Origin of the sequence: Paenibacillus sp. E222 (assembly GCF_013401555.1) — a bacterium.
Lineage (GTDB): Bacteria > Bacillota > Bacilli > Paenibacillales > Paenibacillaceae > Paenibacillus.
In genome coordinates this window covers 5,457,721-5,471,467 of the sequence record NZ_CP058552.1, presented here as the reverse complement: position 1 = coordinate 5,471,467, position 13,747 = coordinate 5,457,721, and the positions used below count along the sequence as shown (strand labels likewise).

Below are 13,747 nucleotides of genomic sequence, written 5' to 3'. Positions count from 1 at the left end.
AAACGCAATAAGTCTGTCCAGTGGAGGCCGTTTCAATCATCGTTTCGTTTAAAGAAATGGATACAGTGAATCGCTGTATTACAAAAACCGGGTAAAAGGAGTGGAAAAGTTTGATAAAGATGAATCGTTTACGCAAGCCGCTTTCCATGGGCCTGTCGCTTCTCCTTGCATTATCTATCATTCATCCGGTTTCAGCTGAAAACGCCGCATCGCAGAAGATCGACATGAAATCCAGCTCGGACAATATCACCACCTCTAAAGTCAACGCCAAGCTGAGCAAGGAATTTGAGAGCAATGATTATGTTACTTATCTGGTGAAAATGAAAGAACAGGTAGATACAGCCTCTGTCTCCAAACAAGCCTTGCAAAAGGCAACAATCGAAAAGCAAACGGCTTCGGCAACGAAACTGTCCGTGCGAAGTACCGTTGTCAGCTCTCTGCGGGAAACGGCCTCGCGATCCCAGTACTCCCTGGAAAGTTTTCTTGAACAGGAACTTGACCTTGGCAAAGTCAAAGATTATAAAAGTTATTTCATCGTTAACGCACTTGCAGTAACAAGTACGAAGGATGTCATGGAACAGATTGCACTTCTTCCCGAGGTGGATAAAATACTGCCTAACGAGCAGCGTTATATGCAGAAAACTGAGATTAGCAGCGAAAATGCAACAGCTGCTCCGGCAACGGAGTCTGCCAAGGCACCAGCCAAAGAGGCAGAGTCGAAGGAAGGTGCAGCTGCTAACGATAAGAGCCTGCAGACAGAGAACGTTGAATGGAACATTGATTCTATCAATGCGCCAGCAGTCTGGGATAGAGGAATCGACGGTACAGGAATCGTTGTTGCCAACCTGGACAGCGGGGTGGATTATACCCATCCGGCGCTCCGCAGCAAATGGAGAGGGCTTGATGCTTCGGGTAATGTCGTTGATCCTGAGCTAAGCTGGTATGATCCCCATAGCCATGCCTCCCTTCCTGCGGATGGAGACGGTCATGGTACACATACGATGGGTACCATGGTAGGCTCCGAAGCGAACGGCACCAACAAGATCGGGGTAGCTCCTGGAGCAAAATGGATTGCAGTCCGGATTTTCAATCCGAGTACCACGGATGCCATTATATTGGATGGCGGGCAATGGCTGATTGCTCCAGTGGATGCTGAAGGAAACTTGCATCCTGAGCTTGCCCCGGATGTGGTTAACAATTCCTGGGGTGGTGGTCCAGGATTGGACGAGTGGTTCCGTCCAATGGTTCAGGCCTGGCGTGATGCACAGATCTTTCCGGAATTCTCAGCCGGGAATGTGACACTGACGAATCCGGGAGGCCCAGGTTCGGTTGCAAACCCTGCGAACTATCCAGAGAGCTTTGCTACGGGAGCAACGGATATCAACGGGAACTTGGCTTCTTTTTCCCTCCTTGGTCCTTCCCCTTATGAGGAAATTAAACCGGAAGTTTCGGCTCCAGGTGTTAACATCCGTTCCTCTGTTCCGGGCGGAGTATATGAGGGGGGCTGGAACGGTACATCCATGGCAGGCCCGCATACTACTGCACTGGCCGCACTCCTGCTTCAAGCCAATCATTCCCTTACGGTTGATCAGTTGGAGCAAATTATTATGGATACAGCAACACCGAGAACAGACAGCCGGTATCCAACCTCGCCTAATAACGGCTACGGTCATGGCATTATCAATGCACTGGATGCTGTGGGCTCCGTCCTTGAAGGCATAGGCACGGTATCCGGCAGAGTTGTTACAGCAGGTGACGATCTGGAAGCGCCGGTCCTGGAACATACGCCTGTCAATTCTGCTTTTTCCGGGCTTGATATTCCACTGTCTGCGCGTGTTACCGATAATGTCGGGGTAACCACAGTGGAGGCTTTTGCCAAAACAACAGGTACGAGCCAGTACGTATATCTGCCGATGAATCGAGTAGCTGGGGATGCCAAAGATGGAACCTACACAGCGACAATTCCGGCATTTTTGATCGAGTCACAAGGCTTGGAGTATTATATCCGGGTCAATGATTATGGCAATAACGGATTTGAGAGTGAAGTTTACAAGGTCGCAGTATCGAATGGAGTCCAGCCTGGGTATCTGCAGGATTTTGAGGAAAACAATCTGGGCTTTACTTCGGGTGGAGTTGGCAACACTTGGACATGGGGAGCACCAACAAGTGGACCGGGAAGTGCCTTCTCTGGTGACAAGCTGATTGCAACCAATCTGACGGGTACTTATGCAGCCAACAGCAATGCCTATTTGCTCGCAGCACCAATTGATCTTACCGAGAGCCCAGAGGGAGCATTATTAACCTTCAAGCACTGGTATGATTTGGAGAGCAACATCGATTTTGGCAAAGTGTATATTGCAACAGAGGATAGTGATTTTGCATTTGAAGAGGCATTGAGCTTTACAGGTGCCGGTGGAGGCTGGAAAACGCAATATATTGACTTGCGTGAGTACGCCGGTCAACAGGTATTTATCAAATTTAATCTGACCAGTGACAATTCTGTTCAAAAGGCTGGTTGGTATATCGATGACTTTTCAGTACAAGCTCCAGATGATATTGCTCCGGGAGCACCAAGCGGATTGTCCGCTTCTGCCGACATTCTGGGGAACGTAAACTTGTCCTGGACGGGATCGGACGATGAGGATCTGAAATCCTACAACGTGTATCGTTCAACAAATTCAGGCTCAGGTTATGAATTGCTCGGAAATACTTCTGCAACGACATTTACGGATACGGCTACAGTAACAGATTCGACTTATTTTTATACGGTAGCCGCTCTTGATTATAGTGGCAATGAGAGTGACAAGTCGAATGAGGTATCCATTACGGTGGAGGTCCCTGAAGATATCTTCATCGATCACTTTGATGGTAACAGTGACAATGGGTGGACTCATTCGGGAACCAAGGACGAGTGGGAACGCGGAGTACCCGTCGTTGGACCTGCCAGTGCGGTTTCTTCGCCGAATGTATGGGCAACTGATCTGGACAGCACCTATGAGAACGGTTCTAACTATTCTCTGGTATCACCAGTCGTGGATCTAACCCAGGTGGATCAAGCTACGCTGACGTTCAATCATTGGTATGAAATCGAAAGTGGATATGATTACGGTTATGTTGAAGCCACGAAAGACGGTGGCAACACATGGTCTGAGCTTGGCAAGTTCTCTCATTCTTCCAATGGAAAACAATGGACTCCGGTATTCTATGATCTGGCTGCATTGAAAGGAAATGAAGTTCAATTCCGGTTCAGATTGACTTCGGACAGCAGTGTTGTCAAGCAAGGCTGGTACATTGATGACTTCCGCATTCTGGGTATCGCCGCTGAGACGGTTACGAAAGATACTGCGGTTGTTCTGAACAGTGACAAGCCTAAGCCGGAATATGATACTCCTTGGTACAAAGTTTCAAGCACGGACAAGGCTGAGTTCAATAAAACCAAGCAGGAGCAGCCAGAAGTGCAGAAACCTGGCACAGGTTCTGTGACACCGCAAAGCTTGCCTGCAAGTGCAACGGTTACCGTTCTGGAAACAGGGCGTTCAGTGAAGACGGACCCGACAACAGGCAAATACAGTTTCACTCACGTGGCGGGTGATTACACGTTGAAGGCTGAGGCCTATGGATATTATCCTCAGACGAAGACGGTAACGATCACGGACGGTAGTGGAGCAACAGCCAACTTCAATCTGGAAACCATCCCCCAAGGTAAGATTGAAGGTATTGTGAGCGATGAACGGACAGGAAAACCTATAGCTGGAGCATCCGTTCTCGTGTTGGAAGATGTTCAAGTGGGCGCTGTTCGCACAGGAGCAGACGGCAAATTCGTTCTGGATGTTCTGGAAGGAAGCTATACCTTGTCGGTCATCGCGACGGACTATTATAGCAAAACTGTAAACGTAACGGTACCTGGAAACGGTACAGTCGAAGCGAAAGTTGCCTTAAAACCATTTATCGGATTTCCTGGTGAAATCGCTTATGACGATGGAACGGCTGAAAATGCAAGAGCCTTTGTGGCCGCGGATAACGCATGGGCTGTACGTATGACGCCAGAATTGGAGACAGCACAGCTTACAGGTGCATCACTTCGATTCTGGAATACACAATGGCCAGTACCAGGTGGAACGGCATTTAAATATGCCGTCTATGATGCCTCTGGATCGGGTGGAGCGCCAGGCCGATTGCTGGCAGGACCATTCGATGGTACCGCATTGCGCAATGATCAGTGGACAACCGTTGAGTTTCCTGAACCTGTAGTGGTACAAGGTGATTTCTATATCGTCTATGTACAGACTGCTGTCGGAACGAGCGCACCGGGACTGGCAACTGATGAAAATGGTGTGAATGCAGGTCGGAGCTGGCAGCGTGTAGGCGGTGTATGGAGTACTGCACCAGCAGAAGAGGGTAACTATATGATTCGTGCAGTAGTGAAATATCCGGTCAATGCACCAGTACTCACGCAACCGACGAACACCTATACCAACCAGCCGACATTTGATGTATCGGGAACTTCCCCAGCTTCTGGGGCTCAAATCAAGATATATAACGGGAAAGAACTAGCCGGAACAACGACAGTGGAGAATGGAAAATTCAAGCTGAATGTTAAACTTCGTGCAGGGGTTAATGCCATAACTGCCGAGGCAGTAGTTAACGGTAAAACGACAGACCGCTCCCTTCCAGTTGTCATCATCTTGGATCAGACAGCACCTGTGTTAACGGTTCTTACACCTGAGGAAGGAAGCCGAACCAACACAGAAGTCGTTCATGTGACGGGTGATGCACAGGACCAATTCCTCGATAAAGTGACCATTAACGGACAGAAGGTGAAATTGGAGCAAGATAGAAGCTTTAATCACCGCGTACTTGTGAATGAGGGCAAGAACACAATCACAATCATTGCAACAGATATTGCAGGCAATAAAACAACCGTGATACGGACGGTTTATGTGGAAACGTCTTTGCCTGAACTGACCAATATCTCTCCGGCGGAGGATGTACGGATTGTGGCAGGAGAAACCGTAACGGTTTCGTTCGATAGTGTCCCTAAATTGCAGGCTTCCTTCCGGATCGAACTGCCATCCAATCTGAGCACACAGGCTGGTGCAGAGATTCCATTGGTGGAAACAGAACCTGGTCATTATTCAGGCACCTATACCACGGCATCTTCGCTGGTGCTTGAGGGTGGAGTGATCGTAATCCGTGCGCAGGATGAGGCAGGAAACAAAGTCGAAGTGGAAGCGCCAGGACGATTGTTCGTTTCAGCAGCACAAGCTCCGGAGACGAATGTACCAGCTGACGAAAATCTGCTGCCTTAATTGAAGTATGGAGAAATGCTGATCATCCAGCTTCAAATGGAAACGGAACCGATGATTTGAAATTGTTAAGTTGAAAAGCCGACAAGCCCAAAGATAGGGGCTTGTCGGCTTTTTGTGTGTAAATTCAAGAAGTGTTGCCTAAGATTCTTCAATGATATTGCATATAATGCATCAGCTTAATGTAACAGCGAGATGTGTTGGATATGAAGACGGGAGGAACGAGCTGCGGATATTGAGAAATCACAACCGTTAAGAAGCAAATGGCTAAAAACAAAGCAGCTTATCAATAATGATTCAATAAAACCGTTCATACCTGATACACAAAAGTTTAACAAGGTGAATCTAAAATCTATGATAACCAGATATGGGATGTTAGAGAATTGGCGTGGATGTTGGACTTGACCAAAGTCTGAAACCCTGAATCATTGAAGTGAATGCCAAGCCCGATCCATATATATTTAATCAATTAAAAGATAAGACGATGTATCGCAAGGTAATCGGGTACTTCCACCATACAGATCATAAGCTATAAAAATCTTCAACCTAACTTTGGACATCCTTGATTTCGAACGGTTACATGCAGAGAAAGCTTCCTATCCTCACCACTTGGTGAACAGGAAGCTTTTTTGCTTGTTGTTCTCAGAAGGTAATTCTAATTCGTGTCGTAATTTTATATAGTTATTGTCGTAAGTTCCTATTAAAATTAGATCAGGTCTGTGTTAATTTATAGTTAGATGTCAGAATATCATATAGTATGGAGGTTAATCATAGTGACCATTCGAATAGGGAAAATAAGCTTATGGCACGTACATGCCTGGGATTACATTAAACAGGCTCAGGAGCACGAAGATACGGTGATGGCTGCTGTATGGGATGAAGATGCCGAGCGTGGACAGGAAGCTGCTGAACGTCTGAACGTACCCTTCTATGCTTCGCTTGAAGATATGCTGGCACAGGACAACATCGATGCCGTCATTGTGGATGCACCGACACGTCTTCACGAAGATGTGATCACTGCTGCCGCGAAAGCGGGCAAACACATTTTTACAGAGAAAGTGATCGCTTCAACCATTAAAGAAGTAAATACGATCATTTCGGATGTACAGGATAACGGAGTGAAAATGACGGTTTCTTTACCGCGTTTGAACGATGGATATACATTAACGATTCAAGATGTTCTGAACCAAGGACTACTTGGTAAGGTGACTTATGTTCGTGTGCGTCTCTCGCATAACGGTGCGATTGCCAATTGGCTGCCTGAGCATTTTTACGATCTGAAAGATTGCCAGGGCGGAGCATTAATTGACCTCGGTTGTCATCCGATGTATCTGACAAATCTGTTCCTGGGTCAAGAGGTGACAGGGGTTAATGCTAATTTTGGATATGTTACTGGAAAAGAAGTGGAAGATAACGCGGTAGCCACCTTATTTACGGATTCCGGAGCGATCGGTGTAGTTGAGGCTGGATTTGTGAACAGTCATTCGCCGTTTGCGATAGAGGTTCATGGTACAGAGGGCACATTGTTATACGGAACACCGGAGAATAAGCTATTAATTCGTACGAATGTGGGTTCAGATCAACAGAAAGAATGGACGGAGATTCCTTTGCTGGACAGAAGAGAAAGCGCATTCAGCCAGTGGGTATCCCATATTCAGAATGATACGATGGCTACCGAGAATTTGCAGACGGCTACTCAGTTAACTCGCCTGATGGAGGCAGCCAACCTTTCTGCGAAGGAAGGGCGCAAAATCTCCTTGAAAGAGTTACAGGGATAGGTATTGGGAGGTGCCACATTGAGCCGATATCCTTTTGAGAAGATGCTTGAACGACAGGATATCCTGGAAAGACTGGATGTCTCGATCCTGTGGGGACATTACGAGATAAGGGTTCTGCGATTTCATCTGACTTCTTTTCCGGCAGGCAGAATCGTTGATTTTCATAACCATGCGGAATTCGAGTTCCATTTCATCCCGAGAGGGAAAGGAAAAGTCATTTTGGGGGATGAGATGCATCCGCTCTCTGAAGGCATGCTGTATTTAACGGGTCCGGGTCTTGTTCATTATCAGGAGGCGGATTCCCAAGAGGCCATGGATGAATTATGCCTGCACGTGGATATTATTGAACATCCCAGAGAGGATGTAGATCCGTGGGAGGCAGCAGAATCAGAGGAAACGATCGAAAAGCTTAGAACACTTCCTCTTGCTCCGGTACATGATTATCATCGCGCCATGAACTGTTTTCTGGAAGCCTATGAGGCTTGTGACCGTAAACTGATCGGATATTACACGTCTATTAAACAGCAGGTGATCAGCATTCTACTGAAGACCGTCCGAGCCTACGATATCGGGGGGAATCGGGCGGAAGCTCCTGTGCGAGACATGTCTGTGTACAGGTATGATTATGCCATTCAGTATATGGAAGCGAATCATCCTTCAGCGGTAACGCTGGAAAATGTAGCGGAGAAGCTGCATATTAGCAGCAGACAACTGCAACGCATCTTTTATCAGGTTCAGCCGGAAATGCCTTTCAGCCGTGTGTTGGAGGATATTCGCCTGCGCGCGGTGTGCCGAAATCTGGAAGAAAGCAATGTTTCCATCGAACAAATCGCCCTGGCTTCAGGGTTTACCAATGCGAATTATTTGCATGCTGTTTTTCGCAAGCGTCTGGGGATGACCCCATCGGCTTTCCGTAAAATGAAACAACCAAACCAAAAGTGAGGGTGATTAGATATGAGTAAAACGTATCGTGTAGGGATTATTGGCTGTGGCGGGATTGCAAACGGCAAACATCTGCCAAGTCTGAGCAAGCTAGATAATGTAGAACTGGTTGCTTTTTGCGATATCGTTCAGGAACGTGCCGAAGAAGCCAAAGAAAAGTATGGTAGTTCCGAAGCACAGGTATATACGGATTATCAAGAATTACTTCAGGATAAAACGATTGATATTGTTCATGTTCTTACGCCAAATATCTCTCACGCAGAGATTTCTATTGCTGCACTTGAATCCGGAAAACACGTCATGTGTGAAAAACCAATGGCCAAGACATCTGCTGAAGCGCAAAAAATGCTTGAAGCAGCCGAGCGTACGGGTAAAAAACTGACCATCGGATACAATAACCGTTTCAGAGAAGACAGCTTGTACCTGAAGCAGCTGTGTGAAGCTGGCGAACTGGGTTCGATTTACTTTGCCAAAGCACATGCGATCAGAAGAAGAGCGGTACCAACTTGGGGTGTTTTCCTTGATGAGGAGAAACAAGGCGGCGGACCGTTGATTGACATCGGTACACATGCACTTGACCTGACGCTGTGGATGATGGATAACTATCAACCGAAGGTTGTTCTGGGCACAACGTATCACGAGCTTTCACAAAGAGAAAATGCAGCGAATGCATGGGGCCCATGGGACCCGGAAAAATTCTCGGTTGAAGATTCCGCTTTTGGTATGATCGTAATGGAGAATGGCGCGACAATTATGCTGGAATCCAGCTGGGCATTGAATTCACTGGACGTGGATGAAGCGAAATGCAGCTTGAGCGGAAGCGAAGCGGGTGCGGATATGAAGAATGGCCTGCGCATCAATGGCGAGAAATTCAGCCGTTTGTACACCAACGAAATTGAACTGAGTGCAGGCGGGGTCGCTTTCTACGATGGAAAGAGTGAAAGTGCACCGGATGTAGAGATGAGAAAATGGATTGAAGCGATCGATAAAGATCTGGAGCCAGTTGTAACTCCTAAACAGGCTTTGGTAGTTTCACAGATCCTGGAGGCACTCTATGAGTCCGCTCGTACAGGTAAAGCCGTATATATGAACGAATCCAATTAAGCCTAGCATGAAAAGAACCCTTTGTCTGATCTTGAGGACAGAGGGTTTTTTGGTGTTTTATACGCTATCGATTCGTCTATACCATTCTCTACTTCTGAACGTATGATGAAAAAATATATATGTGCAGAAAAGAGGGTATGTCATGACTGGAAATAAAACGGGAAACGGTGTGTCCATTATTGTATGTACCAATCGGCCACAATTCTTTGACAACATCCTGCAAAATTACAATCGACAGCGCTATAAGGCAAAAGAGCTTATCATCATTTTGAATCATGACAGCATGAATTTGCAATTATATCAAAATCGCGTTCGAAAACATGCGAATGTTAGCGTCTATCAAGTACCAGAAAGCATATCGCTCGGACAAAGTCTAAATGCGGGAATTACCCGAGCCCGATTCCCGTTGATCGCCAAATTTGATGATGACGACTACTACTCGCCATTTTATTTGAAAGAACAAGTGAATGGGCTAAGACGAACAAAAAGTGATATCGTGGGCAAACATTCATGTCTGGTTTACTTGGGTGCTTCTAAAACGCTGCTTGTCAGATCACCCGAAGAAAAGAATAAACATGTGGAATTCATACAAGGCGGAACACTTCTGTTCAAAAGGGAAGTATTAAAGAAGGTCCGATTCACGGACCGTTCCATTGGGGAAGATGTAACCTTTCTAAGACAATGCAGAAAAAGAGGATTCAAAACCTATGCTACGTCACCATATAACTATGTGTATCACCGGAGACAAAATAAACAAAGTCATACCTGGAGAGCAGATGATAGCTTTTACCTAGCAGGAAGCAAACGGTTAGCTGTTACGGGAAATTTCAGATCATATGCAGATAAGGAATTATAGAGATAATAATTCAAACTAAAAAGATGTGTCTGTCTAATGCAGATGCATCCTTTTTTGCTTGGAAAACAGACTGAGTTGAAAACGATTTATAAATTCATAAAAAAAAGTATTGCATATCTGTTTAGTCGGAATTATATTAATGGTATAAGGTCTAGACCATTTACAGATCGGAGTGTTTACATGTCCAGTACGTTTTCATTTCGTTTTGAGAAAGTATCTACCAAAAAGGTTAGTGAATTTATAAGGGAGCAACTTGAAGAAGCCATCATACTCAAAGAATTAATGAGTGAAGAACAGCTTCCTTCCGAACGAGACCTTGCCGAGATATTTAATGCCAGTCGAATTACGGTTCGCGAGGCGTTATCTGCGCTGGAGGAAAAAGGCCTGATCGAGAAACGCGTGGGGGCCAAAGGTGGTACTTTTGTGTTGCCACTGACAGCGAATTCTCATAAACGCACAAGAGAAGAAATTATGCGGGATTGGGATCAGATGCTGAAAGTGTTTGAATACCGGACCATTATCGAGCCGGAGGGGGCTTTTTTGGCTGCTGAGCGGATCACCGCAGGCGAGCTGGAACTGCTTGAAGCCTATATGGAGCAAAGTATTGAACCTCACTGTACGAGGGAATGGTTCCGGGCCCTGGATGTGAAATTTCATCTGACCATTGCCAAGGCATCCGGTAATCCGTACTGTGAGACGGCTGTTAGACAAATCCGGACAAAAATTAATCCGGCACTGGACTTGATGCCCTATGATGACCGAATTCGCTCCCTCAATCATGGGATACATATGGAGATTCTTGAAGCGCTGAAAGCACATGACAGCATCAAGTCCCGGGAGACGATGAAAAAACACATTGAATTCTCGGCTGATGCAATCTATGCCAGACTCGTTTCAGAATCCGATGAAAAAGAAGGGGATGAGAACTAATGGAACAATCACAACTATATCAACGCGCACAAGCACTTCAGCCCAAACTCATTGCCTGGCGGAGAGATTTCCATCGCCATCCGGAAATTGGCTATGAAGAATTTCGAACTTCAGAGATCGTAGCCAAACACTTGGAAAGTCTGGGTCTTGAAGTAACACGTAAGGTAGGGAAAACAGGAGTCGTAGGAGTGCTGCGGGGAGAAACGGAAGGGCCTACATTCGCACTTCGGGCAGATATGGATGCATTGCCAATTCAGGACCAAAAGGTGGCTGAGTACAGCTCACAGGTAGAAGGCAAGGCCCATCTGTGCGGGCATGACGCTCATACAACCATTCTAATGGGGGCGGCTGAGCTGCTAACAAGCCTTGGCCGACCGAAATCGGGCAACATCAAATTTGTGTTCCAGCCTGCGGAGGAAGGATTGGCAGGTGCACGTGCCATGATTCAGGATGGAGTACTGGAGAATCCAAAGGTGGACGCGATTGCAGGGCTACATATGACTCCAGGACAAGATACGGGTACCATCGGGGTTAGCAAAGGTGTGGCGTTTGCCTCGGCAGATCGTCTGGTGATTCGGATACTTGGCAAGGGCGGACATGCTGCCCGCCCGCATGAAGGCATCGATGCCATTGCTGTATCTGCTCAGGTCATCACTGCACTACAGAATCTGGCTAGTCGTATGGTAGACCCGCTGGAGCCGGTTGTGGTAACGATCGGTAAAATAACTGGAGGCTACATGGGAACTGCCATTGCGCCGGAGGTTGAGATGATCGGCACGGTTCGAACACTCTCCCCAGCCATTCGCGAACGCATGCCAGCCCTGATTAAACAGGTTGTAAGTGGTGTGTGCAGTTCGTTCGGGGCGGGTCATGAAGTCATCTATGGCGATGGTTACCCCGTTGTAGTTAACGATCTGGGTATGGTTGACCTGCTTACGGAGACCGTTGACGGACTCGAATGGGCGAAGGGACGGAGCATTATTCCGCCGTCCACGGGCGGCGAAGATTTCGCATTCTACTGTGAACAGATTCCGGGTGTTTTCTTCCGATTGGGTTCAGGGAACGAGGAAGAGCGAACTCGTTATCCGCTTCACCATCCGATGTTCGATCTGGATGAGACGGCCATGCCGTATGGTGTGGGCATGCTGTCGGCCGTAGCACTTGAATATTTGTCAAGACACACAACTTCTGAGGGGGAGCATGGAAAATGAAAAAAAGACAATGGACTAGCATGTGGATCACATTATTGGCTGTAGTACTGGTACTGAGCGCTTGTGGTGGCAAGAGCACTGGCACGGATAGCAATTCGGCATCAAGTGAATCGGGCAGTAGTACTTCTGCCAGCACTACACTTACCATTGCAGCTGCTACGGATATTGAGAGCTTTGACCCGCACAACAACAATAATACATCCAGTGAAGCGGTGCTGGTCAACGTATTTGATTATCTGATCAAAAATGATAGTGAACAGAAGAAGGTTCCAGGTCTCGCAACTTCATGGGAGCAAGTGAATGACACAACCTGGCGCTTCAAGCTGCGTGAAGGCGTGACCTTCCATAACGGTGATCCATTCACCTCAGCGGATGTAAAGTATACACTGGAGCGCGTAGCCAAAGACAGTACACTGAAACAAAACAGCTACTTCAAAAACATTGTTGAAGTGAAAGCGGTCGATGAATATACGGTAGATATTATTACCGACGGACCAGATCCGTTGCTGCTTAATCGTCTATCCAAAATGGGGGCAGGCATCTTGCCAGCAAAATATATTGAGGACAATGGTTTTGATCAATTCCTTAAACAACCGGTTGGCACAGGTCCGTACAAATTCAGGAAGTGGACAAAAGATGATCGGGTTGAACTTGTGAAAAATGAAAATTACTTCGATGGTGAACCGAAATGGAATGAGGTTGTATTCCGTGTCATCCCCGAAGCTTCCACACGTGTATCTGAACTGCTGGCAGGTGGTGTTGATATCGCAGCATCTATTCCGTCGACAGATATTGCCCGCATTGAAGGCGAAGCAGACAAGAAGATCGTCAAAGCGCCGATTCAGCGTGTACTTCAGTTGATTTTCCGCCAAACAGAGGGCAGCGTCACAGCTGATCCGAAGGTTCGGGAGGCTATTGATCTAGCGATTGATAAGCAGGGTATTGTAGACAGCATTGCCGGAGGTGCAGGTATCGTGACTCGCACATCCGTAACACCTGGCAACTTCGGGGCAGATCCTTCGTTGTACAAAACATCACTGTATGATCAAGAGAAGGCGAAGCAACTGTTGCAGGAAGCAGGTTACGCAGAAGGTGAAGCGGAGATGACCATCTCGGTATCTTCTCAATACAAAGAGCCTGCCGAAGTCGTGGCAGCAATGCTGGAGCAAGTGGGCTTCAAAATTAATCTGGACGTGCTTGAACCAAGTGCTTTCAGTGAACGTTACAGTTCCAAATCATTCAAGGAAATTTTCATGATCGGAATTGGGAACTCCCTCTTTGATGCTTCCAATAACTACAATCGTTACATGTTGGACGAAGCCAAAGGTGAGTCGGACTATAACAATCCGGAAGTGGAGAAATTGCTCCAGTCTGCGCTGGTTAACATGGATCCGGCTTCCAGGGAGAAAGAATACCAGCAAGTACAACAAATTCTTGCTGAAGATCGCCCGGCTGTGTATTTGTACCAAATGGAAGGAGTTTATGGTATCGATAGCCGTGTGAACTTCGAGCCGCGTAGCGATGAAATGTTCTATGCTGACGAGATTACACCTGCACAGTAACATCAGACAGAACAACCTGTTATGACAAGGATAAGCCGAGAACGGCAGGGACTGTACC

At 46.9% G+C, this 13,747-nt stretch carries 8 protein-coding genes and 1 pseudogene; all 9 read left to right on the top strand.

All coding sequences use genetic code 11. The features are described from left to right. Positions 1–110: 110 nt before the first annotated feature. The 9 genes and pseudogenes from HW560_RS24265 to HW560_RS24230 all read left to right on the top strand — a co-directional run bounded on the left by HW560_RS24265 (position 111) and on the right by HW560_RS24230 (position 13,689). The gene (locus HW560_RS24265) at positions 111–5,309 is read left to right on the top strand and encodes a S8 family serine peptidase (protein WP_179264969.1); all 5,199 of its coding nucleotides are present in this window, start codon (positions 111–113) and stop codon (positions 5,307–5,309) included. A gap of 376 nt (positions 5,310–5,685) precedes the next feature. Further along, positions 5,686–5,841, top strand: a pseudogene (locus tag HW560_RS34500) (YheC/YheD family protein); the annotation flags it as partial. Positions 5,842–6,079: 238 nt separating this feature from the next. Then, the gene (locus tag HW560_RS24260) at positions 6,080–7,084 is read left to right on the top strand and encodes a Gfo/Idh/MocA family protein (protein ID WP_256222034.1); all 1,005 of its coding nucleotides are present in this window, start codon (positions 6,080–6,082) and stop codon (positions 7,082–7,084) included. A gap of 18 nt (positions 7,085–7,102) precedes the next feature. Beyond that, positions 7,103–8,026: an AraC family transcriptional regulator gene (locus tag HW560_RS24255; protein WP_256222035.1), complete on the top strand. Its 924-nt coding sequence runs from the start codon at positions 7,103–7,105 to the stop codon at positions 8,024–8,026. 12 nt (positions 8,027–8,038) lie between these two features. After that, entirely contained in the window at positions 8,039–9,130 is a 1,092-nt protein-coding gene (locus HW560_RS24250) for a Gfo/Idh/MocA family protein (protein ID WP_179264968.1), read from the top strand. Between the two features lie 142 nt (positions 9,131–9,272). After that, positions 9,273–9,986 (top strand): glycosyltransferase family 2 protein, encoded by a 714-nt coding sequence (locus HW560_RS24245; protein WP_179264967.1) that lies wholly within the window; start codon positions 9,273–9,275, stop codon positions 9,984–9,986. Between the two features lie 180 nt (positions 9,987–10,166). Beyond that, complete coding sequence (locus tag HW560_RS24240; protein WP_090897374.1) at positions 10,167–10,916, top strand: FadR/GntR family transcriptional regulator; 750 nt, start codon at positions 10,167–10,169, stop codon at positions 10,914–10,916. Continuing rightward, complete coding sequence (locus HW560_RS24235) at positions 10,916–12,127, top strand: M20 metallopeptidase family protein (protein WP_090897379.1); 1,212 nt, start codon at positions 10,916–10,918, stop codon at positions 12,125–12,127. The genes HW560_RS24240 and HW560_RS24235 overlap by 1 nt, the downstream gene beginning before the upstream one ends. Beyond that, positions 12,124–13,689, top strand: a complete 1,566-nt coding sequence (locus HW560_RS24230; RefSeq protein ID WP_179264966.1) for an ABC transporter substrate-binding protein — start codon at positions 12,124–12,126, stop codon at positions 13,687–13,689. Before HW560_RS24235 ends, HW560_RS24230 begins: the two co-directional genes overlap by 4 nt. The last annotated feature ends 58 nt before the right edge of the window (positions 13,690–13,747 follow it).